Origin of the sequence: Streptomyces sp. R11 (genome assembly GCF_041051905.1) — a bacterium.
In the GTDB taxonomy this organism is placed as follows: Bacteria; Actinomycetota; Actinomycetes; order Streptomycetales; family Streptomycetaceae; genus Streptomyces.
This window is the reverse complement of the sequence record NZ_CP163432.1, coordinates 9,288,690-9,312,324: the sequence shown is the minus strand read 5'-3', so window position 1 is coordinate 9,312,324 and position 23,635 is coordinate 9,288,690. Positions and strand designations below refer to the sequence as shown.

The following is a 23,635-nucleotide window of genomic DNA, read 5'->3' as shown; positions in this document are numbered from 1 at the left end:
AGTTCTCGACTTCGGGTGATGGGCAACTGCCGGCTCGTCAGCGAGTGCGGGCGGAATCCGCATGACCTCCCATCCCCGCCGTACAGCCAGGAGCAAAAGTATGGATTCACTGCCCCAACACATCGCCCTCATCATGGACGGCAACGGCCGGTGGGCTCAGCGGCGGGGCCTGGCGAGGATCGACGGCCACTCCGCGGGCGAGGAGGCCATAGTGGCAGCTGTGATGGCCGCTCATGAGTCCGGCGTGCCATGGCTGTCGCTGTACGCGTTCTCCACGGAGAACTGGCGCCGCCCGCAGCCCGAGGTCGACTTCCTGATGACGTTCAACCAGCGGGTCATCCGCAACAACGCCCGCGCTTGGCATGACCTGGGCATTCGCATCCGCTATCTCGGCAAGGCTGACCCGCGGATCCCCGACTTCGTCCACGAGGACATCGCTTTTGTCGAGGACCTGACGCGGGAGAACACGGGCATGACCTTGACCATGGCCTTCGACCATGGAGGGCGGCGTGACCTGGTGCGTGCCACCCGCATGCTGGTCGAGCGCGGCGTGCCCGCTGAGGAGGTCACCGAAGACGTCCTCGGAGCACACATGCAGTACCCCGATTTGCCGGACATCGATCTTCTGGTGCGTACCTCAGGTGAGCACCGGCTTTCCAACTTCATGCTGTGGCAGGCCGCTTATGCGGAACTGGTCTTTCTCGACGTTTTGTGGCCGGACTTTAGAGCTGAGCACCTTCAGTTTGCCGTCGACCTCTACCACCGGCGCCAGCGCCGCTTCGGTGGGGCAACTGAGTCTGCGGCGCGGCCCGGGCCTATGGCGGTCGGCGCCGGTGCGGGCGACGGCCGGTGATGCATTCCGAGCAGAGCGGCTTTGCACGGATGCTGACCTGGCCGCGCACCCTGGCGTCAGCCGGTATCCGGGACACGGAGCTGCGTGCCAGCTACACCACGGCCGCACGGCTGGTCAGACGGCGCGACACCGCGGCGTACGGGGCGGTGCGGCTGCTGTTTCCCCCCGAACTTCAGCCCCACGTGCTGACCGCTTGTGCCTTCGTCGGCCATACCGACGACTTGTGCGACAACGGTCCGGTCCATGGGCGGGCGGACGCCCTGTACCAGTGGGCGGATCAAACGCGAGACGCATTGGAGACCGGACGCTCCCGGCAGCCACTCCTTGCCGCCTACATCTGCACCCTCCAGGCACGTCAGATGCCGCACACGTGGACGCACACGTTCTTGCAGGGAATCGTGCACGATCTGAGCTTCCATGGTTTCCCCACGGAGACGGACTACCAGGCATACGTCGACCGGATCACGTGGCCAGCGTTGATGACGACAGTGGGGTTGTTGCATCCGGGCGGTCCAGCTGAAGAAACCAGCGCGTACTGGCGCCGGTTCGCCGACGCCTGCCAGCGGCTGGACTTCCTGGCCGATCTCGCCGAAGACCTGCGCGCCGGAAAGCTGTGCCTGCCACAGGAGGACCTCGACCGGCACGACGTCACCCGAGCCGACCTGGAACTCGGCCGCGACAGCCCCCAGCTGCGGGCATTGATCGCCCACACCTGCACACGAGCCCGGGCCTCACTCACCGACGCGAGCACAGTCCTGTTCCGGATCAGCAGCCCCATCCATCATCCACTGCTGCACACCCTGCTGGAACTCCAACGGCACCGGCTCGACGCCATAGAGCGGCGCGGCAGCAGTCTGCCCCGACGCCCGGTCGGCTACGGCGTGCTTCGACCAGCCCGCACCCTGCTGCATGCGCTGACCCGGCAGCCGCGCATCGGTTGCGGCCCCGGCAAGGAACCGCGATGACTGCCCCACTCGATCCCTCAATCCTCAACCGCATCCCCGGCCCTGGATCCATGACGTGGGAGAACATGGGCCGCCTGGCCATGCTCAGCCTCGGCGCCCGTGCCCTGGTGCTGCAGACCGCCCACCCCATCGTCGGCGCCGGTGTCCAGGAGCACTCCGACTTCCGCACCGATCTGCTGCCCCGCCTCGCGCGCACCCTCACCTCGATGCAACGGATCGTCTACGGCACGCCAACCGAGGCACTCGCCGAAGCCCGCCGGGTGCGCACCCTGCACCACACCATCCGCGGCACTGACCGTCACGGCCGCCGCTACCACGCACTGGAACCCGAAGCATATGCCTGGGTACACGCCACACTGTTCGAGAGCGTGGTCACCTTCGGCCACGTGTGCGGCGCCCCCCTCACCGCCGACGCACAGGCCCGCCTCTACACCGAATGGCGCGCCGTGGGACGCATGCTGGGTCTGAGCGAGTACGACCTCCCTCCCACGGCCGAGTCGTTTCGCACCTACTTCGATAACACCGTCGCGAACCGACTGGAAGTCAACCCCGTGGTGCGGGACCTCCTCGGCCCGGCCCTGCTGAACGTCTCACCGCCCGCGCCAATACCCGCGGCACTGTGGAAAGCCATCTGGCCACCGCTCGGCCGACGGGCAGTTCAGCTCACCATATCGACGCTCCCCCCTGCCTACCTGCAGCGTCTGAGCATCAGCCTCACCGATCGCGACAAGCGCTCGTCGCGGCGGTTCTTCGCCTGCACGGCGGTCGTGGATCGTCTCCTACCCGACCGCTACCGCTACCTCCCCCTAGCCGCCGCAGCACGGCGCGGGGCACGGTGATCCCCACGCCAGCCCGGACACACCGCAGCGACGGACGGCCGCGATCGAGCGACCTGCTCGTCCAGACGCCCATCGTTCTCTGCGCTGGCCAGGACACGCACGATCTCACGGAGGGTGGCGGCGCGGTGATCCCGCTCGGCGGCAACAACCGCTTCTGCTCAGCCAGGGATTCTGGAGCTTGTGCGGCGATGCTGAAGCCGACTCACCGCAATCGTGTGGGGAGTTCCTTGAGACCGCGCGAGGAGAGGGTGTCTTCCATCTCACCTCCGCCTCCGGGCAGTTGAGTGAATAGTTGGGGTAATGCCGCATGAGGGAGCTGAAGGCGATCTCGGCTTCCAGTGGGGCGAGGGGGGCGCCCGGGCAGTGGTGTGGGGCCGGGGCGTCGGGGCGCGGGTTCCCCTACTTCGGCTGCTGTAGACGCTTCCCAGGCCACCAGGCCGTCAACCGGTTCCAAGTGAAGATTCGGGCCCTCGTCGAGCAGGCCATCGCCGTCCCATGTTCTGGCGGCTCCTCTGCAGGCTCGGGTGCTCAACCACCCGCACCACAACTCGCTCCCCGCGGCCCATGGCATCGTCCAAGCCTGCCTGAACAGGCAGATCCTCATCCTGACCGATTGCGCCTGTCAGGGTGACGGCGCCGGCGTCCCCACCCTCTACCGCACCGCGAACGGCCCAATCCCTACGCGCAGTACAACCGCCACCATGCCGTCTGCGCGCATCCGGCGAACGCGCCTTCGCCCAGCTCAAGTCCTGACGCTGCTTTGAGGGGCATGCTCTCCTTCAAGGGTCGCAGCCATGAGCACACTTCGCTGGCTCCATGCGCTGGGCACACGCCACCATCCGCCTGCGCGCTCGTGAAGTAACCCAGCGCTCGAAGACAAGCATGACTGGCATCGCCGGTATCGCGCAGTCCCGCCCTCACGGTCGTGGGAGGTTGGTTGGCGTCTTCGGGATGACTGGCCGTCCGTTGGGTTTGATCACGGACCAGTTGCCGCCGACGCCTTCGCCCTTGGTGTCGGTTCTCGCCTTGTCCTCATTGAACCTGTACAACGGCCAGCCGGCGAGGGTGACCTGCACCAAACCGTCGTCTCGCTTGACGGTGCCGAGCAGCTTCGGGTCGATGCCCTCGGCTTCGACCCTTGACGCATTAGTCAGTACGGGAGGCCAAGCGACCTGGCAGTAGTTGAGGCAGTTCGCTCGTGGAGGCTTGGAGCCGTCTCCCTCGAAGCGATAGACGGTCCGGTCATTGATGGTGACTACGTCGGCCTTTTTACCCTTCACATTCGCCTGGGCGACCGAGAGTTTCACAGAACCAGGCTTCTCGGTCGGAGAGGGGAGCGGGGGGACAGCTGCTGGGCTGCGAAAGGCAGACTTGCCAGGGGATGAGTCACACGCAGCAAGAGCTATTACGGCCGCACCAATCACGAAAAGCGCTGGGAACCTTCTCATGGACAACTCCAAATGGGTTTCGCCACAGTGTCGGCCCACACCAGTGAAAACGGCCTGCCTCAGGCAGCTCCGCTGTTTCCTGTGCAGGTCTCCTTGATCACCTCCGTGACGCGATAATGCCCGCGGATGCCAGGGTTTCGCTTGAGGGAAACCCCTCGACTCTGGAGGCATGCGCCGATCGAGGAGGCTCGCTGCGCGGCCGATCGAGCATCAGAGGTTTCTGCAGTGTGAAGGAGGTCGGTGAACGGCTGGCCGCGGGGTTCCTCCTCCTCTCCCCCCAGTGCCGACGGGCGGCGAACACGCGTTCTCGTCATGCTCAGGTCCGCGAAGTGCGGGGACCGCGGATCATGTCCGGTGTCTGTACTGCTGCTGGTTGACCAGGAAGCCGCCGAAGTTTGGGAGTGTTCCCGCGCTCGGCGACCGACAGGTTGTTATGACCGTGCTCGGCTTAAGCTTCGCCTGGCCCTGTGCATAGGTCAGCATCAGCTTGGTGCTCGTGCCCAGGAAGAGTTCCTGGAGCACTGATCGCCGTTGAAGATCGCGGACTACCACTGCTGGCTGAGCGTCCCGTCGCAAGCGGCGAGCACGACCTTCGCAGCCAGCGACCGGCCCGCGGCTGGCGCACCACCGGGACGACGACCACCCGCTGACAGCGCGGAGACGAAAGAACGCACCGGAGGCCGCGCCCTCACGTGGGGGCAGCAGACTGCAGCGACTTGACCGCGGCGGCGGCGGCCGAGGAGTCCTGGCCGTAGAAGATGCTGATGTCCACTTCCTCCCCACCCATGGTCAGGGTGTCCCACCCGCCGCTGAGAACGAGCATGCGCAGCGTGCTGCTTTCCAGGGGCTCCAGGCGTCTCAGAATTGCCTCGGCGTCCGGCAGGCCCGAGACGCGGGAGGCGAGCCGTGCCCGGATCTCCCGCATCCGTGTCAACAGCGTCGCCGTGTCCGCTGCACGGTCCGGTTCGCCGGGTGTCCTTTCGAGACTCTGCTCGATGATGTCTTTGACGGCCCGAACATTGCCATCGTCGTCGACGTTGACCATGGCCTTCCATGCGCGGCTCTTGTGGCGGTATTGCAGCATCGACATGGCGGCCTCGTGGCGCAGGAAGTCCGCGTCTCGGAAAGGCCTTCCTGTCCATGCCTGGTTGAGGGATCGGGCCAGTGAGATTGCCGAGGCGAGGCCGCTGTTGAGGCCCCGTCCGGGCCAGAAGTGGAGGGCGTTGGCCGCGTCACCGAGCAGGAACCCGTATGTGCCGGGAAACGTGGCGGTGGGCGGCCGCAGCTGGGCGGTGAATCGCGGGCGCTGCACCATGTCGAGGCGGAACGACGTGATCGCGCTGAGATCCGCTGACTCGACGCCGAAGAGGAGCAGGCCCTCGCGTACCCTCCTCCACAAGGCCGATCTCTTGATCAGGGCGGGAAGGAAAAGCGTGCCGTGGGTGGGGCACTGGAAGTCGCCGTGCTCATCCCGTCCCATCAGGCACGGCCGGGAGGCGATGCACTCCTCGAACACGCGGCGCACCGGGTCGATGCCGACCACCTCGGCTGCCTCTGACTCGGTCAGACGCATGTTGAGGAATCCTTCGCCGCGTAGCGAGTTGAGCAGGAACCGGTTCTGGGCGACTGTCAGGAGCACGGCCATCGGGTCGGACAAGGTGGATCTGACCCGCAGGCCGAGCACCACATCCTGGAGATGCCGGCCGTCAAGCGAGTAAATGGACTCGTCGGCCTTGCCGAATTTGGCTGCGTAGTGCTCCCGCGTCCTGGACCGCCCGCCATCGCAGATAGCGAGGACATGCTGGTCGGCGATGTCGGCCTCATGCTCCGCGGGGTCGAACCGCGCCGGTACCAGGCGGATCCGGTCGGGCTTTTCGTTCGCCACCTCCAGCAACCTGTCCTCGATATACGCGATGCGCATGTTGCGGGGGTGGTAATCGCCGATCGAGTCCGGCCCCGAGGGCCACATCTCCGTGTAGTGCCGCGGGTCGAACAGGCGGGCCTGCACGCCCTCGGGCAGGCTCAGGTACTGGCGGCTCTGCACGGTCACCACCTGTTGCCGACGAGTGTTGCCGTGCCGCTCGTCCTTCCAAACGACAGTCCGGCCCTCGACACGCCACCGTCCGTCGTAAACGGTGACCCGTACCCGAGGCCCCAGGAAGTGCTCCAACAGCAGAGACAGTGTGAGTCCGACAGGGCCGCCGCCCACGACGATCACTCGAAGCGGCGAGGCGGAGTCAGCTTCAACTCGGCCGCCCGGCCGTGAGCGGGGCAGGGAGAGCGCCATGAGTGTTTCTTGGAGGTCCGGCACCTCGAAGCGAAAACTGTGCTCGCCCAAGGTGATCAAATCGCCGGGTCGCAGGAGGCGGGAGTCGATTCTCTCCCCATTGACCAGGGTACCGTTGCAACTTCCGCAATCCCGCAGCACATAGCCCTCAGGCTCGTCCAGAACGAGTTCCGCGTGGAACCGCGAGACGTTACTGCTGGCGATGACGACGGTGTTGGATTGATTCCGTCCGAAGGTGATGCGCGTGTCCAAGACCGGGATGCGCTGTCCGGCGAGCAGTCCCCGATCTCCAACAATCACCGGCGTCACAGTAGGCGTCCCTTCCCCGCAGGCGTGCACCGGCCGCATGCCACCGGGCCGATGCCATTTCTCTGGCCGTAGGCACCACAGGGCTGACTCCTTCTTCCGCCCCAGGGTGATTCCGGCTCGTGGACAGTACGCAGGGCAGGAGTCGGGTGGTTCACGGACATTCGTACGCCTGCGGATTTCCCCTCCGAACCGGCTCGCAATTGCGTGAGCTCCCACCCAGCACCCTGCCGGACGCATGCCGTCTTACTCCTGGATCAAACAGGCGAGGACACCAAGATCGATTGCGAAGACCAACGCGCTGTAAACGTTTCCGATCACACGAGGCAGGCGCGGACCGCTCCCCCGCCCCGAAGAGCTCCAGGTACCACCGGCACCGCTCGCGGTGCCGCTATCACAGCGCGCATCCGACCGGCGCTGGCCCACCGTGGAGGACAAACAAGGTGCGGCCAGCGACGGCTGCTATGCCAGCCGGGGCGGAAACAGGCGGAGGTGACTGCAGGGTTCGGCACGAGCCCTGGCAAGTGCTCGTCATGTCGAGCTTGGGGATCAGCGCAGGAAGGGTCTCACCTTCGCGTTGCGCGAACCCCGCGGGTGATGGACGCCGGATTGTCAGGGGCGGGATGTAGTCGGCCGCCGCACGCTGCGCCGTGTCCGTGACAGCAGGACGTATGCCGACGCAGGGGTCCGCCGGCGATCAGAGATCTGTCGCCAGAACGGCCATCCATGTACCTATACGGTGCGCGCCATCGATCGGATCCTGACTGCAGGGGGTTGGACACCTCGGCACGTCTCGGTTTGACAGCACCGGATCGCTGGGGCCCCTTACGCGCAGCGGAGGACGTGCTGCTGTGCGGAACTGACCGTGCGATACACGCCGTCTGCTCAGACAATGTCCAACAGGGGCCGCGGACGCCGCGTGACGTTCGCGGCGCACGCAAGGTAGCTGCCCGGACCGCACTGAGTCAGCCTGACGAGCCGATACTGCGCATTGAGGGTCTTCTCTGACCTAGCGGGAGCGCGCTGGGTCACGTCCACTCGAGTGGTGTATCGACGGCCACTCGGTGATCTCGTTTTGAGGCTATGCGGTGAGTTCGGTGGGCAGGACGGTCTCGTCGGTTTCTGACTCGATCGGGTGGAGGCGGACCTTGGCCAGCAGGTCGAGTCCCATGTGGCGGCGGGCCTCGGTCCACTCGTCGTTCTGCTCGGCCAGCACCGCTCCGACCAGGCGGATCACGGCGGAGCGGTCGGGGGAAGATCCCGACCACGTCGGTGCGGCGGCGGATCTCCTTGTTCAGCCGCTCTTGCGGGTTGTTGGACCAGATCTGCCGCCAGATCTCGCGGGGGAAGGCGGTGAAAGCCAGCAGTGCGTGCTGGGCGGCGTCGAGGTGGTCGGCGGCCTTGGGGAACTTGGCCTCCACGGCGTCGAGGACGTGCCGCATCTGGGCCTGGACCGCATCGGAGTCGGGTTGTTCGAAGACGGTCGGCAGCAGCGTGGCGACCCAGGGCTGGGCGGACTTGGGAAACTGACAGAGCAGGTTGCGGGCGTAATGGGATCGCAGAAGAACAACATGCGGGCGAGCGATGCGATGACCAGGGCGTTCAAGTCCCAGAACCCACAAGTTAATTCTCTGCGATCCCAATGGGTGCGGCATCTCTGCCACGAGACGCCGGGCAGCACGGCGCCGATGGCGTCCACCAGGCCGGTGTGCGCGTCGGAGATGACGAGCTGGACGCCGGTCAGACCGCGGGCGATCAGTGAGCGCAGGAATGCCAGCCAGCCGGCGCCGTCCTCGGCGGTGGCGACGTCCAGGCCGAGGATCTCGCGGTGGCCGTCGGCGTTGACGCCGACCGAGATCAGGGCGTGGACGTTGATGATGCGGCCGCCCTCACGGACCTTCTGGGTCAGCGCGTCGACCCAGACGAATGAGTAAGGTCCGGCCTCCAGTGGCCGGTTGCGGAAGGCGGCGACCTGCTCGTCCAGGTGTTTGGCCATCGCGGACACCTGGGACTTCGACAACTGCGTGACGCCGAGGGACTCGGCGAGTTTCTCGACGCGGCGGGTTGAGACACCGAGCAGGTAGGCGGTGGCGACCACCGAGATCAGGGCCTGCTCGGCCCGGCGTCGTCGTTCCCGGAGCCAGCGCGGGAAGTAACTGCCGGACCTGAGCTTGGGGATGGCGAGTTCGACGGTGCCGGCCCTTGTGTCCCACTCGCGTGGGCGATAGCCGTTGCGGTGGTTGACTCTCTCGCCGCTGACCTGCCCGTATTCGGCGTTGCACAGAGCATCGGCCTCCGCGGACATGAGGGCGTCGGTGAACGTCTCGTGCTGATCTCCTTCGAGCCTTCGACAACTCGAAGATCAGCCGGTGGCCGTTCATCTATGCGGGCATCATCCCGACGCCGGAGCAAACCCCCGGATCAGGTCGAACCCGTACACCATCTCCATGGACGCAACCCCGATGATCCCTTCGCCCACCGCCGATGGACTACAAATGCCCGGCAAGTCAAATGCCAACTTGGACAAGGCCCGGCGACATTCTTGCTACCCGGCAGGCCGGCCGCGAAGTGCCATGAGTCAGGGCTTACTGGCCACACCGACGACAGAGAACTTCCGGTGGGCGCCAACGGAGGACGCGGTCTGAACAAGACTCGCGCCTTCAAGCTTGGACTGATTCAGAATGGAAACGTACTTCCCATTGAAAAAATTCTTTGTTCGGACAAAACCTGAACCGGCGTCTTCGTCGGTGAAGCGGATCCACTTCTGAGTGTCCGTGCCGTCACATGCGCGCACCACCAGGTTTGAGTTCTCCTTCTGGGAGAATTGGTCGTTAGGGGCATCCAGGCACCCGTTCACAACCTCACCGTGCTTGGCAATGATCTTCTGGCGGAGCTTGTAGGAGAACACCGCCCCACCTTGAGAGAACCCCTTCCCCTCAGCCACCCACTGTTGTCTGAGGTCAGAGGCCTTCGCCGTCACCTGCGCAACCACATTGCCGTCGACGACGGCGCTGCCATTCCCAACAGGGGTGGCCGACAGTACCTTGCCGGAATGCTGCGCCTTGATGTGGTTGAAGAACGTCGCCGCATGGACGGGAGACGTCACGACCCCTGACAGCGAACCGGAAACCGCTGCAGTAATCATCGTCCCGACAGCAAACTCCTTGCTGAGATGCTTCATCGAAGGAGTCTTTTCTGGGAGTATGTCGAGGCCACTGCCTCTGAAGCTATGAGGCAGCCAACCGTGCAATGACCAGTACGCTCGAACACGAGCATCGGATCGTAGCCCTGGCCTCGGACCGGGCCCACCGCCCCTCGCACCTGATTGGCGAGCCCCATACCGCTGGAGCGCCGCGCGCAGCGGTGAGAACTCCGAGTGCGGCCACGGACACACCTTGCCCATACACCGGGTTGACCGTACACACCGCGTGACCGATGGCCAGACCCTCGCCCGCGCAAGGCTGTGCTCGCCCTGCGGCTCGTCCCGTCAGACCTGAGGCTGGAAAAACCTCGCGAGCCGGTCGCCGTTCAGCGAAGGCGATTTACGTTTCAATTTTCGATACAATCGCCCTGGCGAACCGGCCGACTGTCCCTTGGGGAGCATGCTCGAAGTAGAAATAAGGTTCGATTAGTTCGAGTTCCATGAGATTGAATTCTCCATCTCGAACAAATCCGTCCACTCGGCCATAGGTCGGCACCATGGGAGCAGCTTCAATCGCACCCTTTGCCGCCTCCGCGATCCACCTCGGGATCTCCTGTCTTTCCGTGTGCGCCCCCCATACTTCCTGGCACCTGAAGTCTCCGCTCTTCGGCACCTTGAGGACGGAATGTGTAATTTCTCCATCAATAAAGAAGATCGACCATTCCCCTATATTCGGAATCTCGTCAAAAAACGGCTGCAGGATCAGTCCAGAATCGCTCAGAATTTCACCTGAAAGCGCTTCGATCTGTCCTGACTGATCGAGAGTAAGTGTCGACGTCCTCTGTGCAGCTCCAGAGATCGAAGGCTTGATCACGATATTTTGCCATCCAACGCCCGCCAGGCTATCGAGGATTTCTCCGGGTTCGGTTCCGGCAACGAACAGCTCAAATGGCGCAACGCGAACACCTAAATCTCGAAGGTCTGCTAGATAGGCTTTGTCGTGGTTCCATCTGATGAGCTCGACTGGATTTATTGACTGAATTCCACTGTCAGCGAGATGATCAAGCCATTCCGCGAATCGCAGCGGTTCATTGAAATAGTTCCAGGCTGTTTTAGGCAGAACAGCATCGAAGGACGACCACTTCACGGTGGGATCATTAAAACACTGGATTGAAAGTTCCACTCCTAGCAGACCAAACGCTCTTTTCAGCACTCTCGCTTCATCGACAGCGGCCGCGCCTCGAATCACCTCTTCGTAGTTCGGCGGAGCGATGAGAGCAACCTGTTTTTGTGAAATCATTTCCTCACCGAAATCCAATGATTGAAACGCGACCATGCGGTCCGCGACGTGCGAGCGCTCAAGGAAGTCCATCCGGACTTGCGCCCCATCAACCGGCGCTGCCGCCCAGGTACCGTTTTTCCTGCCATGCGGGGCTGGCCGCTGTGACAGGTCATGGGAAGGCTTACACACGCCTGCAAGGTGGTCCCCCAGCCGCTGCATGTCACGGCACTGAGGTCGACACTGCAGCGTCCATCGTGATCACCAGTTACCGCTGAGGCGAGGGATCAACTCGTATTCGTCTGGCGCCCTCAGACGCTCGACCTGGATGTCGATAATGTCGTCGCCGTCATCCATGAGAACGAAGTCGTCGTTCATAGATCACCTCCGTCACGCGACGATGCACACGGCGGGGAGGGCTTCGCTTGAGGGAAATCCCTCAACTCTGCAGGGGGAGCGCCGGCCAAGGAGGCGGGCTGTCGATTGCGCCCCCTGGCAGCACTCGTCTGGCAGGGGAAACCCAGCCGAAGTGAGGCCCGCCGGGAGCATGAAGCGGTCCCCGCGCCGGGCAGGTCCTCCACCGAGATCTCCATACCGCTGCCTGTGAGCAGGACGGATCCGCGCTCTCCTCCTCGCACCGTCCGCCATCACGCTCCCTCGAGTCGCTAGCGGGTGACCCCGCGTGTCAACACGCCAGCGGCTGAGTCACTGACCGATGCAGGTGCCTCGCTCTGGGTTCTTGGGCGGTCCGTGGCCCGACACGGGGCACCGCCCCGCCTGGTCACGTACTGCCCTGGGCACTGGTGTGGTCGCCGACCAAGGCGCGGCATGGACGCCCCTCAACCCAGTGCCCGTATTCTGGCGAGCGCCCCAGTGCAGGGGTGGGCCTCGAAGTCATGTTCACGCTGGTGAGCACTGCGTTGGCCAAGGCCGACGAGCGGGCCGAGGCGCTCACGGTGGCCAAGTTCGGCGAGATCCACAACCGGATGGGCTCCACGGCCGCCAACAAGTACAACGAGTGCGGGAACCTGCGGATCTACGGTGTGCGCTACACCCGACCTGCTCATTCGTAGGCTTCGACCAGCAAGGGCGCGTTCGAGATCACGGGCACGGACAAGACCGAGAGGCCAAAACCCGTTCCCAGGCCGGGCCATTACCGATCCGTGAAGTCAGCACGAGCTTTCGGCGTTCGGGCGCTGCCCTGCGCCGCTGGCTGGTCTGCAGCGTGCCAGGCGTGCTCGTGGTGGGCGTCGCGGGTTTCCTGTGGCGCCTGTGCCGTGGCTCCGGTGGTGGCACAGCAAGGTTGCGCGCATGTTTGTCGTGGGATGAGCCCTCTCCCCCACCGCACTGTCCTGTCGGGAATACCGAAGCGCACGTTGCTGGTCCGGGGCGGGCGAGTCGGCCTGCGTCGCCCGAGTTCCGGCTCGCAGCCGGTGTCTCCTCAGTAAGCGGACGGCGGCCGTTCAGGTGATGCCATGAGCCAGTCCTGGAGTTCACGGTGACGGAACTCGTAGGCGTGGCCGGAAACACGCAAGAGCCCGGCCTCGCATGCCCAGTCGCAGAACACCCCCGTCCGCAGGGGTAGTCGATCACGCGCCCACAGCCGGAAGGTCACGTACCACACATACCAGCGGGCGGATTCCGGCAGCGCGGTCAAACCAACGAGGTAGAGCGGTAGCCACACAGCGAACCTGGCCCAGACGGGAAACACTGTGAAGGCGAGGAAGGTGAGGGTAATCAGAGCGGCCAGGACGGCTGCTCCTGTCAGTAGAACACCGCGCAACGGCGCCCGCGGGTCTGTCACTTCTATGGAGGACGATTGTGGAGAGGCGGCCACAACTGGTCGCTTGCCCGTCCGGGCGGCTATACCGCTGACCAGCAGGTAGCGGCACGCGGTCAGGAACGTCGTCGGCAGGCCCCCCAACACGATGAAGACGAACAAAAGCAACAACCCGTCCGGCCAGAGGGGCGAGTCGGCGCCGTCGACTTCCCGTCGTATCGCGTCATGGAGGAGCGGCCAGTGATCATAGGCCCACACGAAGGCGGCCAGACCGAGGGCATTGGCAAGCAACGACAGCAGACACCATCGTAGGGCGACCCTGAATGCTGCAACGGCCTCGGATCGTTGATCAACGCGCGCGAAGTGCAGCACGCGAGGACCCGAGGGGTCGAATGCGGCGAACCCTCCCAGCCCGGCGCCTATGAGGGCGGCGATGAGGATGTCATATCGATGACCCATGTACGCATCGGCGGAGCGATCGCTGGAGAGGAGCAGCAGGAGGGTCAGCATCCCCAGGACTGTGCCCACCAGGCCGGCGAGCGCTCGAGCCTTCCATCCCCGGCCCAGGCCCCACAGCTCGTGGAGGACGATGGACTGTTTCCCGGTCTGGTGGAGATAGCGGGCGAGGTGTGCAAGCCAGCGCTCGGTGTCCGCTGCGCTGTATCGGCTCTGAGGGGCTGAGGGGTGCATGGCGACAGCCTCCGGGATGTACAGGTTCAGCAGATACTCATCCACGACTCCGTCGCGCTGCCGGGCAATCAGCTCGGAGGGGTCCCCGTCCCGGGCGTACACCGTGGAGACCATGGTGAGCCGCCAGGGCGTGGACAGCCAGTCTGGCGGCGTCGCGTCCGCTTCCGGGCCTAATGTGTTCAGGAGTGCGGGCCATCGGTCTGGCAGGGCCGCGTGCCTGCGGCGCTCGGTGAGGTAGGTACGGGCCTGGCCGGCGGTGACCGGGCATATCTGGATCCGGTCGGCTCCGCGTACGCCGTGGCCGGCGGCGACGAGTGCGCGGTAGCGCCAGGAGCGGCACGTAAGCACGAACGGAGCCCCGTTCTTACCGTCAAGGTAGCGGTTGAGTGCCTCGACGGCTGCGATGGCACGCGGGGTGGCGGCGTGCGGGTCGGCGATGGCGTCCAGTTCGTCGAGGCCGTCCAGCACCGGGATGATGCGGCGCGCGGCGACCAGCTCCTGCGCACCGTGCAGGGACAGACGGTATTCAGCGGCGAGGCGCTTGGCCAGCCATGTGCCGAAGTCGGTGTCGGTGTCCCAGTCCGTGAGGGTGAGACGGACTGGGACCGGGTCGGTTTTGCTGCGGTCGTCGCAGGTGAGCAGGCCCAGGACGAGCTCGATGGCCATGAAGGTCTTCCCTGCACCCGGAGAACCGGTGATCACCAGTCGGCGTGACGGCAGAGTCTGATAGAACGTGGTGATGCCGCTCATTCGCCCGTGACGGGCAAGCGGCGTCATCAAGCCGCGTTCACCTTCGGCATCAAATCCGAGATCAATGGGGGCAATGAGCCGCCCCCTGTCACCGAGCAGCTGCCGGTGTTGTTCCCCGCACCTCAGCTTGGATTCCTGCGCCAGACTCTCCGCGAGCCTGTCCACATCCGTCTCCGGCGTCCGCTGCAGTGCCCGTAGAGCAAGCCACACACCGAGTATGGCCCAGGGCAGCGCAAGCACCGTGGCCACTTCCGGTGAGGCCTCTCCGGCACGCCATGTCACTGCCAAGGACAGGACCGCGCAGCCAGCGACCGCTCCGAGCGCCCCCCGCCGGCGACGATCCCGCCGCCCTCCCCCGATCGGCATGGAGTGATGGTGCTACAACTGCTGCCGCCTAAGCCGGGTTTCGTCGATATTGCCGGGCCGGCCAAGGCAGGCGCCCTGACCACGCGCAATCGCTCGCCAGGTCCGCGGCCGATCGGCCCGATGCTCATCGCGCGCGCCGAAGCAGCGGCACACCACGTCGAAGACCGGCCCAGTTGGAGCGCGACAGGCCCCTCTCACAGGGACGGAAGCACTCGTCCTTGTATGCCTCAGCGTCGAAGCCGGGCGGGCGGCCTCCGGCGCGGCCTCGCCGCAGACGGTGGCCGATCCGGTCGGCGGGCTGGAGGACAACGGCACGGATGCCGCGTCGACGGAGGGATCGAGCGGGATGAGCGCCTCGGCGTCGGCCGGGGTGTTGTTCTGCCGGGCAAGCACCGTGTGCAGGCGCCGTACGAAGGCCCGCTCGGGCACTTCCTTCTTGCCCGACAGGTAGTACGACAGCGTCACCGGTGTCACCCCGAGGGCGCGCGCCGCGTCCGCGTCCGTCGCGAAGCAGTCGCCGATCAGCCTCTGTAAGTGTCCGGCCCACCGGGCTACTACGGGGGCCAGTTCCGGGTCGAGATCCTTACGCGGCCGGCCGCGGCTCGCTCCCCCGTCGCCCGGACTTCCCGGGCCGCCGCTCGCCATGACGTCCATCACTCCAAAAGACCTGCTCACAGCATTTGTTGCGGCTTGGGCAACAAATCAGGCCCCGGCATCGTCTCAGGTGTTCACGTCCGACGAGGCCCGAACGCGCAGACCAACACCCGGCCCCCGGGAGCGCACCGGCCCACATGACTGGAGCCCGACCACCAGCGCCACACACACCCCAAACCCGGCCGCAACTGCCGGCGCCCGGTACGACAGCGCCGCCTGTCCCGCCACCTGTCCAAAACCGCACTGACCGGCCTCGTCCGCGGAGCCCGCCACAGCCCTGGGCGCCGTCACGCGGGAGGCCGCCTCCTGGCCTGGCTCCGCGGACACCTCTGACCCGCCATGCCACGCTCGATGACGGTGCCCCGCAGAAAACACGTTCCTTTGGTGGCGCGCTGCGGGGCACCGCGGCGCGGCGCGGCCACCTCCGCCGCTGCCCCACCGACCTGATTCGCCAACGCTTGTACCCGGGCCGAGCCCTGCCCCGACAATATGCAGATGGCCGACGCACGCTTTTTCAACTCGGGATGCCAGACGCCGGCGTGCCGCTGAGAGGCTGACCGCAACGCTCGCAGGGAGCAGGAGGCGGCGCGGCCGGGGTGGTTGCTTGCAGCTGCTCGGGAGGCGACTGCCATGGGGCCGTCCTGCGCTGCCGATCCCGCTCCTCTTGTTGTTCGCGCTGGCGAGGCCGGTGTCGCGGCGGTGCCAGGCTGCTTCGTCGTAGGGGTTGGTGAGCGCGTCGGTGAGGGTTTCCCATTGGCGGTGGCCGCACCGCCACCACACCGCCGCGAACGGCCCGTCCTGCTGGATTCGGGGCAGGGGCGTGAACAGAAGCGGGATGGCGTCGGCGTAGCTGAAGTAGCCGTCCCACTCTCCGACCTGGGAGATGGCGATGCTCTCGTAGGTGCTGGCCCAGACGTCCCGGGTGAGGTCCAGGATGCGGTTCTTCAGGGCCTGCTCGCCGGTACGGGCGCCCGGGTTGACGATGATCGCGACGGATGCGCTTGTGCAGCCAGCTTCTGCGCCCGGCCCAGGCTGCCGGATGTTCGAAGGTCGCCGTTTCTACCGCCTTGATCAGTCGTTAGCCAGGACGTGGAAGATCGCGGTGAGGATGCCGTGGCCTCTGCGGCCGTGCCGGCCACATGGGGACCGGAGGCCGAGTCTGCTGGGCTGCACAGCATGGCGGAGTCTGACCGCCGCACAGGCTCGCTGCTATCCCGGACCACGAGAACTGTCATAGTCGCTTTCGCTGTGGCCGCCGTTATCGCTGCCGCGGTGAAGGCCATGATCTAGTGCCGCGTCAGGCAACGTTTTTGACGTTGGTCGTTGCCCTGAGCCGACGGTAGGTGACGTGGCACCGTGCATCGAAGTCGAGCGTTATGGGCGCCTTCCCGATCGGGCGCCGATGAAAAATGGCGCCGACAGTTGTCTAAGTACGGTCCGGTGAAGAACGCGCTGCGCGCATCAAGGGAGAGTAACGAGATGAGACCACTTCGATACTCGATCAACGTCACGCTCGACGGCTGCTGCCATCACGAGGCAGCGCTCCCCCCGGACCAGGAGTCGATGCGCTACTGGACCGCCGAGATGGAGCGAGCCGATGCCCTGCTATTCGGCCGGGTGACCTACGAGATGATGGAGTCGGCGTGGCGGAAGCCGGCCACGGACACGTGGCCTGACTGGATGGATGAGTGGCAGATCCCGTTCGCCGAGACCATCGACCGGGCGAAGAAATACGTCGTGTCGAGCACGCTGAGCGGAGTCGATTGGAATGCCGAGCTGGTGCGAGGCGACGTGGGGCAAGCGGTTGAGCGGCTCAAGCAGGAGTCGGGCGAGGGCCTGTGGGTGGGCGGCGTGACGCTCCCCCTGGCGTTGGCAGATCTGGGACTGATCGACGAGTACGAGTTCGTTGTGCAGCCGGTCCTTGCCGGACACGGGCCGACGTTGCTCGCCGGTCTGCGCGAGCGCATCCAGCTCGAGCCCGTGGACCGCCATGAGTTCCGGTCGGGGGCGGTCGCCCTGCAATACCGGCCCACGCGAGTTACGGCTTGACATGATTTACCCTGGCACGTTGGCCGCTCCTTCGCGACGGAACGACGGCCCGGGGTCGCGTTGCCCCGCGCTGGCCGTGCCCCCGAACGCGCGGACATACTGACGGGGGACATCGCCCCGAAGTGCCGGTAGCAGACAGGGCAAACGTCGCCTGACGTGGCACGTCCGCCATCCAGATGAACGCGTGAGTGCCGTCGCCTCCGGCTGGATCTGGCCCGCCGGGTCACAGGACGTATCCGCCCTCGGGTGCGCGGGGATCCGTCTGCTCTTCGATGACGACCTGGGAGGCCGCAGCGTGAACGGCATCGGTGGACTTTGCCCATCACCGTTGACGGCCCGATGAAGGGCTCGCCGGTCCGTACAAGCCGGTGCCTTCGAGTGAGTACACCTCCAGGACCGGATGGACCATTCCTCGAATCTGGCGTGAGCACTGAGTGCCGCCGCACGTGGCGGCCTCGTCCTCGCCGCCGCCATAGCTCTCGGCAGGCAGACACGACACGCCTGGCGTGCCCGCCGCACCCTGAGCCGCCAGCTGCGCCCCACCCCGCCGCCCCCGCACCAGGCCCGCAATCCACAGCCCACCGACCAGACCACCACGACGCGCCCGGCTAGAGCCTCACGGTCGAGGCAATTGATCACGGAGTCCAGCCTGGAGTCGCGTGCCATGCCGTCAGGCCGTTCGACGGCCGGAGCAGGGATGCTTTGACCGCGGTTTCGTCTGGGCCAAGGGTGGAGGACAAATACATGGACTTGTGCTCGGGCCTGGCCGGAGTTGAGGAGCCGAGGCTGGACCGTGCCCACTTCTAGGAGGACGACGCAGGGCACTCAAACGAGTGACCCGTACCTGGGGCCAGGTCGGGTAGGCACCGACAATGGACACTCACCCCGCAACTCCCCTCCTGGACCATCACCCCGTGCCATTACCGGTACGTGAACTCATCGACGGCATCGCCGCCGCGGTCCGCGCCGGCGACGACGCCACCATCCGCGCTCTACTCATCCGCCTGGCACCTATAGCCGACGCCACCGCCCTCCTCCTGCTGCGATACCGGCTCGGCCTGAGCGAGAACCCCCGCGCAGCCGGGTCCTCCGCCCGCCCCGACGAGATCAGGTAGAGCACCGGCGCTGCACGTGACGTCCGGAGCGAAAGACCAGCTCAGGGCAGGGAACACCACTGATCGGGATGCGGCAGGATCCGGTGGCTGCGACCGTATGTGGGTCGAAGGGCAGTCCACTCGGGGCAGACGGTAGGGAGGCACCATGATCACGGCGCACCCCTCGCTCCTGCGGGACCTGATCGAACGATGCGAGACACTCAGCCGCCGCCAGGCCGCCCATCCCAGCTCAGACACCGCTCGCCAGCTCGAAGACGCGACCTACACCCTGTGCGTCATCACCGGCACCCGCCAACTGGACACGGCGCTCTTCGTCGCACGCCACCAGATGGCCGCAGCAACGCGAATGCAGCCCCTCGGCCACTGAGTCACGACACCAGCGTCCCTGTGCCGCCCCACACCGCCGGCGAGCACCCGGACCCCTGACCGGGTGCGCCGTCCTACTGGGGCCGCCCCGACGGCGGCCTGGAAGTCCACCCTGCCGGGGAGGGCGAACCCCGGCCGGTGCTGAGCATTTCTGAAAGCTGACTGGCCGCCTGCAGCAGCTCCCCGGCCTCGGGAATGGGCGCGCTGAGGCGGCCCCACGTGAGGGCCGGCACCGGGGGTCCGTGCCGGTGACGCACACAGCACGGACCCCTTCGCTCAGCCCCGAACGATGTTCTGCGCCTGCGGCCCCTTCTGGCCCTGACCGATGTCGAACGTCACGTGCTCGCCCTCGGTCAGTTCCCGGTACCCGCTGCCCTTGATTTCGGAGTAGTGCGCGAACACGTCCGGCCCTCCACCGTCCTGCTCGATGAAGCCAAAGCCCTTCTCAGAGTTGAACCACTTCACGGTGCCGCTGGCCATACCGTCAATCCTTCGTTCCATGCGAGAGAACAGCCCACTCACCCGGGCATGCTCCAGCTCGCGCAACCACACGAGCCACACGCCGTTCTACCCCGGCCCACACCGCTTATCCGACCGACGACACACCCCGCTCGCACCTGGGACGGCAGCCGCACGCGTGGTCACGCCTAGATGTGCCGTCTCGTTCGTCAAGGAGATGCGGTAGGGCAGCTGGGTCCCGCCGTGGCTCACCCGGGTGCCGCTCCATCCGGCCGGAAGATGCGATGGAGCAGGCGCGATCCACCCTCGGGGAGCCTGGGGGTGACACTGCGATCCCATTCATCTATCATCGCCGATGAACGATGAAAGGTGAGTGTGGTGCTGAACCGTTCTTCCGCAGAGGCGTACGCGAGCTGGTTCGGGTGCCTGGCGGACCCGACGCGCCTGCAGTTGCTGCACCTGTTGGCCACCGAGCGCAAGCCGGTGACCATTGGGGAGTTGGTGGCGGCGCTGGGGGTGGGACAGTCGACCGTCTCCACCCACGTGCGCCGCCTTACCGAGCTGGAGTTCGTGTTCGTCGAACGGGCCGGGACCTCCACTCTGGTGCGCGTGAACCCGGACTGCCTGGCCGAGTTCCCGACCGCCGCCGAAGTGGTCATGGGCCGCGCACCGGTCCGCTCCGGCTCCAGCGCGCAGGTGCTGGCGCCCTGGCAGGCCGGTGAGAACGGTGAGTGAGCGGCTGTCGAGCGCGCTGGTCGACTTCGCCGTCCTGCTGGTCGAGCTGGTGGTTCTCTTGATCGCGGTGTCGGCCCTCATGGCGTTGCTCGCCCGCAAGATCGGGGTGTCCCGGCTGCAGGGCTGGCTCGGCGGTGGCCGGCTGCGCGGGGCGGTGAAGGGGATCCTGCTCGGGTTCGTCACCCCGTTTTGCACCTATTCCGCGATACCGGTGGTTGTCGGCCTGGTGAACACGCGGATCCAGACGGCGACGCTGGCCGCGTTTCTCCTGTCATCACCGGTCCTGGACCCGGTCATCGTGGCCATCCTCATCCCGCTGTTCGGCTGGCAGGCCACCGCCGCCTACGTAGCGGTGACTTGCATCGGGGTGCTGCTAGCTGCACTGCTCGCCGATGCGGCCCACCTGGAGCGCGGTCTGCGGCCCGTCCAGGCGTCCGTCGCTGTCGCTGCGGGCGGGGCCGGCGCGGCCGTCGCCCCGGTCCCGACCGACGGCGCCTGCACGTCCGCGAAGTACGACCCGTTCACCGACACCGCCCAATGGGCCGGGTGGCGCACAGAGTCCCGTCCCGCCCTGCGCTACGCGTTCGGCCTCGCCCGCGACCTGGCGATACCGATGATCGTGTCCGTGGCCATCGCTGCCGCAATCATCGGCCTGATACCGCAGGAGCTCATCGCCCGGCTCGCCGGTCCGGGCAACCCGCTGGCCGTTCCCGTCGCGGCGATACTCGGCGCCCCTTTCTACGTCTCCACCGAAGCGTTCTTGCCCATCGCCGCCGCTCTGCACGACAGCGGCATGAGCCTGGGAGCGGTCTTCGCCCTGGTCATCTCCGCAGCAGGGGTCAACGTCCCCGAACTCGGCCTGCTGGGCCGGGTCATGGCACCGCGACTGCTCGCCGTCTACACCCTGGCCGTCATCGGCATCGCTGTCGCCGCTGGATACCTCATCCCCCTCATCTGACCTGCCCTGAGTGGGACCTCGATGGGCTGAGATGACGGGGCACCCCAACGCCCCGCTGACGCCGGAAGGGCGTCGTCGACTCTGTGAACGCGTGGACGCCGGGCGTCCGATCGCGCACGTTACGGCCGAAGCCGGGATCTCACGGCGCTGCCTGGCCAAGTGGTACGCCCGCTGGCGCACCCACGGCGAACCAAGGTCCTGAGGCACCACAACTAGGTTCCGTCTTCAAAGATCATCGGGTGGTGGATCATGGCGGGGTGATACGTCGTCATGAACTCACCGATCAGGAGTGGGAGTTACTCGCTCCGCTGATACCGCGGGCTGCGACGGGCCGGCCGCGGGCGTCGGACCGTCAGGTCATCAACGGGATGGTTTACAAGATCAGGACCGGGATCTCCTGGCGTGACCTGCCCGAACGCTACGGCCCATGGCAGACCGCCTACACCCGCTTCCGTCGCTATGCGCTGGACGGCGTGTTCACGAGGGCTCTTCAGCAGATCCAGGCCTGTGCGGACGCGGTCGGCGACATCGACTGGCTCGTCCAGATCGACTCCACCATCGTCCGCGCCCATCAGCACGCCGCCGCCACCGGCCGAAAAGGGGGCGGCACCAGCCGGACGAACCGGACGATCACGCCCTCGGCCGATCCCGAGGCGGACTGACCACCAAGGTCCACCTCGCATGCGACGGGAAGGGCCGCCCGCTCGCAGTCCTCGTGACGCCAGGGCAACGTCACGACAGCATCTGTGCGCAACCTCTTCTGGAGCGCATCCGTGTCCCTCGCGCAGGCAGGGGCCGACCCCGCCGCAGGCCTGACCAGGTCATCGCCGACAAGGCCTACAGCTCCCGCGGCTTCCGCGCCTATCTGCGGAAACGCGGCATCGCCCACACCATCCCAGAGAAGACCGACCAGCAGCGACACCGGCACAACCGCGGCAGTCGCGGCGGGCGGCCACCGATTTTCGACCAGCAGATCTACCGTCAACGCAACATCGTCGAACGCTGCTTCAACCGGCTCAAAGGCTTCCGTGGAATCGCCACCCGATATGAGAAGACCGCCACCTCCTACGAAGCAGCGGTCACCCTCGCGTCATTCCTGATCTGGGCAAGGTCCGTTTGAAGACGGACCCTAGATGGCGGGATGGGTCAAGGCGCCTCTCCGGCTCGGCGGGCGCGCCATGCCGCCACGGCCGCCGCCAGGTGGTCTTGGAGGTGGGCCGGCATCGGCTTGTGCTGCGTGGCCGCGACCACGGCCTCCGCCACATCGTGCAGTTTGGTGTTGGAGTGCTGGGACACCCGCACCAGCATCTGCCAGGCCTCTTCCTCGGTGCATGACCAGGTCGCCATCAGCACACCACGGGCCACGTCGATCACCGGCCGCCGCTCCAACGCCTCCTTGAGCTGCTCCGTCTCCTCTAACAGCAGCTCGGCCTGCTCAACGACAGGCAGCCCGGGAAGAGGCCCAACATGCTCCTGGTCCGCACGCTGCTCATCACCAGGCTCTCCACGGCGGGGACCAGGGCCCTGGGGAGGTCGCATGCCGGACGCCTTCCCGGCAACACTCCTGCCCACACGCGACCGTTCCAGCGGGGAGACCTCTTGCGCCTTCCTGTGCGCCCGCTCTGACGACTTAGAGGTCGTTTTCTCCCGTTGTTTCATCCCGGGATGCGAACTGGATCCGGTGTTGTCGGGTCGCGCCAGGAGACGGTGGTCTCGCCGGTGAGGCGGCGGGCCATCAGGTCGGTCATCGCGAGGTGGATCATGGCTTCGGAGCGTGTGGGCAAGGTTTCGTAGTCGCGGGCCAAGCGCCGGTGGAGCATGAGCCAGCCGTAGGTCCGCTCGACCGTCCACCGTTTTGGGATCGGAGTGAATCCCCTGGCGCCGGGGGCGCGTTGGACGATTTCGAGGTCGATGCCGAGGGCGGCGGCGTGCTCGACGAAGTGTTTGCGGTAGCCGCCGTCGACCCAGACCTTGCGCAGGGTGGGGTGGGCGGTGGCGGCCTGTTCCAGAAGGGCTCGGCCAGCGGTGGAGTCCTGGACGCCGGCCGCGGTGACCAGCACCGCCAGCACAAGGCCGAGGGTGTCGGTGATGATGCTCCGCTTCCTGCCGACAATCTTCTTGCCCGCATCGATGCCCTGACTTGAGGCGGGGACACTGGTGGAAGTCTTGACGCTCTGCGCGTCAATCACGCCGGCAGATGGTTCGGCGCCGCGGCCTTCCTTCTGTCGTAAGAGCCGCCTGAGCAGGCCGTTGAGCTGGGTGAACACGCCTTCCTGCTGCCACTTGGCGAAGTATCCGTAGACCGTGTTCCAGTGCGGGAAGTCGTGCGGCAGGTAGCGCCACTGCACCCCGGTGCGGTCCACGTAAAGGATCGCGTTCATGATCTCGCGCAGGTCATGCTCCGGTGGTCGACCGAAGTCCAGGGCCCGGCCACGACGCTCGAAGCGCCAGGCTGACAGCACCGGCTCAATCAACTCCCAGCGTGCATCGGACAGATCACTCGGATACGCACGACGGTCGGCCATGACCTGGACATACCGCCGCCCAAGGGCGTGCGCCCAGGCGTGCACCCTGCGGCGTCGAAGCACGGAACA

At 66.0% G+C, this 23,635-nt stretch carries 17 protein-coding genes and 5 pseudogenes; 12 read left to right on the top strand and 10 right to left on the bottom strand.

Annotated elements, in window-relative coordinates; translation table 11 throughout:
* The first annotated feature begins 100 nt into the window (after positions 1–100).
* From uppS to AB5J55_RS43085, 4 genes and pseudogenes are all read left to right on the top strand, one after another.
* Positions 101–853: a polyprenyl diphosphate synthase gene (gene uppS, locus AB5J55_RS43100; RefSeq protein ID WP_369275831.1), complete on the top strand. Its 753-nt coding sequence runs from the start codon at positions 101–103 to the stop codon at positions 851–853.
* A gap of 146 nt (positions 854–999) precedes the next feature.
* Positions 1,000–1,818 (top strand): squalene/phytoene synthase family protein, encoded by an 819-nt coding sequence (locus AB5J55_RS43095; RefSeq protein WP_369275830.1) that lies wholly within the window; start codon positions 1,000–1,002, stop codon positions 1,816–1,818.
* Positions 1,815–2,657: an oxygenase MpaB family protein gene (locus AB5J55_RS43090; RefSeq protein WP_369275828.1), complete on the top strand. Its 843-nt coding sequence runs from the start codon at positions 1,815–1,817 to the stop codon at positions 2,655–2,657. Before AB5J55_RS43095 ends, AB5J55_RS43090 begins: the two co-directional genes overlap by 4 nt.
* Positions 2,658–3,217: 560 nt before the next feature.
* Positions 3,218–3,407: pseudogene (locus AB5J55_RS43085) on the top strand (IS5/IS1182 family transposase); the annotation flags it as partial.
* Between the two features lie 167 nt (positions 3,408–3,574).
* On the opposite strand, the gene AB5J55_RS43080 reads toward AB5J55_RS43085, so the two are convergent.
* The 5 genes and pseudogenes from AB5J55_RS43080 to AB5J55_RS43060 form a co-directional block, all read right to left on the bottom strand.
* On the bottom strand, positions 3,575–3,964 hold the full coding sequence (locus tag AB5J55_RS43080) for a hypothetical protein (protein WP_369275826.1): 390 nt from the start codon (positions 3,962–3,964) through the stop codon (positions 3,575–3,577).
* A gap of 829 nt (positions 3,965–4,793) precedes the next feature.
* On the bottom strand, positions 4,794–6,701 hold the full coding sequence (locus AB5J55_RS43075; RefSeq protein ID WP_369275825.1) for an FHA domain-containing protein: 1,908 nt from the start codon (positions 6,699–6,701) through the stop codon (positions 4,794–4,796).
* A gap of 1,078 nt (positions 6,702–7,779) precedes the next feature.
* Positions 7,780–9,021, bottom strand: a pseudogene (locus AB5J55_RS43070) (IS256 family transposase); the annotation flags it as partial.
* Between the two features lie 255 nt (positions 9,022–9,276).
* On the bottom strand, positions 9,277–9,879 hold the full coding sequence (locus tag AB5J55_RS43065; protein ID WP_369275824.1) for an RICIN domain-containing protein: 603 nt from the start codon (positions 9,877–9,879) through the stop codon (positions 9,277–9,279).
* Between the two features lie 361 nt (positions 9,880–10,240).
* Positions 10,241–11,212: a RimK family alpha-L-glutamate ligase gene (locus AB5J55_RS43060; protein WP_369275823.1), complete on the bottom strand. Its 972-nt coding sequence runs from the start codon at positions 11,210–11,212 to the stop codon at positions 10,241–10,243.
* A gap of 863 nt (positions 11,213–12,075) precedes the next feature.
* Between AB5J55_RS43060 and AB5J55_RS43055 the strand changes: the two are divergent.
* A pseudogene (locus AB5J55_RS43055) lies at positions 12,076–12,171 on the top strand (proteasome subunit alpha); the annotation flags it as partial.
* Between the two features lie 389 nt (positions 12,172–12,560).
* Here the strand turns inward: AB5J55_RS43055 and AB5J55_RS43050 are convergent.
* On the bottom strand, positions 12,561–14,504 hold the full coding sequence (locus AB5J55_RS43050; protein ID WP_369275822.1) for an NACHT domain-containing NTPase: 1,944 nt from the start codon (positions 14,502–14,504) through the stop codon (positions 12,561–12,563).
* A gap of 418 nt (positions 14,505–14,922) precedes the next feature.
* A pseudogene (locus tag AB5J55_RS43045) lies at positions 14,923–15,045 on the bottom strand (IS5/IS1182 family transposase); the annotation flags it as partial.
* Positions 15,046–16,799: 1,754 nt separating this feature from the next.
* Here AB5J55_RS43045 and AB5J55_RS43040 point away from each other — a divergent pair.
* From AB5J55_RS43040 to AB5J55_RS43030, 3 genes are all read left to right on the top strand, one after another.
* Positions 16,800–17,408, top strand: coding sequence for a dihydrofolate reductase family protein (locus AB5J55_RS43040; protein WP_369275821.1), 609 nt, complete (start codon positions 16,800–16,802; stop codon positions 17,406–17,408).
* Positions 17,409–18,322: 914 nt separating this feature from the next.
* A complete protein-coding gene (locus tag AB5J55_RS43035) occupies positions 18,323–18,523 on the top strand; it encodes a hypothetical protein (RefSeq protein ID WP_369275820.1) in 201 nt (66 codons plus the stop codon).
* Between the two features lie 145 nt (positions 18,524–18,668).
* Positions 18,669–18,890, top strand: a complete 222-nt coding sequence (locus AB5J55_RS43030; RefSeq protein ID WP_369275819.1) for a DUF5133 domain-containing protein — start codon at positions 18,669–18,671, stop codon at positions 18,888–18,890.
* A 275-nt stretch (positions 18,891–19,165) separates the two neighbouring features.
* Here the strand turns inward: AB5J55_RS43030 and AB5J55_RS43025 are convergent, their stop codons facing one another.
* Complete coding sequence (locus AB5J55_RS43025; RefSeq protein ID WP_055522082.1) at positions 19,166–19,369, bottom strand: cold-shock protein; 204 nt, start codon at positions 19,367–19,369, stop codon at positions 19,166–19,168.
* 357 nt (positions 19,370–19,726) lie between these two features.
* Here AB5J55_RS43025 and AB5J55_RS43020 point away from each other — a divergent pair, with 357 nt between their 5' ends.
* The 4 genes and pseudogenes from AB5J55_RS43020 to AB5J55_RS43005 all read left to right on the top strand — a co-directional run bounded on the left by AB5J55_RS43020 (position 19,727) and on the right by AB5J55_RS43005 (position 22,161).
* Positions 19,727–20,083 (top strand): ArsR/SmtB family transcription factor, encoded by a 357-nt coding sequence (locus AB5J55_RS43020; protein ID WP_369275818.1) that lies wholly within the window; start codon positions 19,727–19,729, stop codon positions 20,081–20,083.
* Positions 20,076–21,041: a permease gene (locus AB5J55_RS43015; protein WP_369275817.1), complete on the top strand. Its 966-nt coding sequence runs from the start codon at positions 20,076–20,078 to the stop codon at positions 21,039–21,041. The genes AB5J55_RS43020 and AB5J55_RS43015 overlap by 8 nt, the downstream gene beginning before the upstream one ends.
* 31 nt (positions 21,042–21,072) lie before the next feature.
* Positions 21,073–21,219 (top strand): annotated as a pseudogene (locus AB5J55_RS43010) (leucine zipper domain-containing protein); the annotation flags it as partial.
* Positions 21,220–21,301: 82 nt separating this feature from the next.
* Positions 21,302–22,161 (top strand): IS5 family transposase gene (locus AB5J55_RS43005; RefSeq protein WP_369276473.1). Its coding sequence is split into 2 segments (ribosomal slippage): positions 21,302–21,656 and positions 21,656–22,161, totalling 861 coding nucleotides; the frame shifts between segments, so codons are not numbered across the junction.
* Between the two features lie 26 nt (positions 22,162–22,187).
* Here the strand turns inward: AB5J55_RS43005 and AB5J55_RS43000 are convergent.
* Positions 22,188–22,580, bottom strand: a complete 393-nt coding sequence (locus tag AB5J55_RS43000) for an ANTAR domain-containing protein (RefSeq protein WP_369275816.1) — start codon at positions 22,578–22,580, stop codon at positions 22,188–22,190.
* A 116-nt stretch (positions 22,581–22,696) separates the two neighbouring features.
* Entirely contained in the window at positions 22,697–23,566 is an 870-nt protein-coding gene (locus AB5J55_RS42995; RefSeq protein WP_369275622.1) for an IS5 family transposase, read from the bottom strand.
* Positions 23,567–23,635 lie beyond the last annotated feature (69 nt).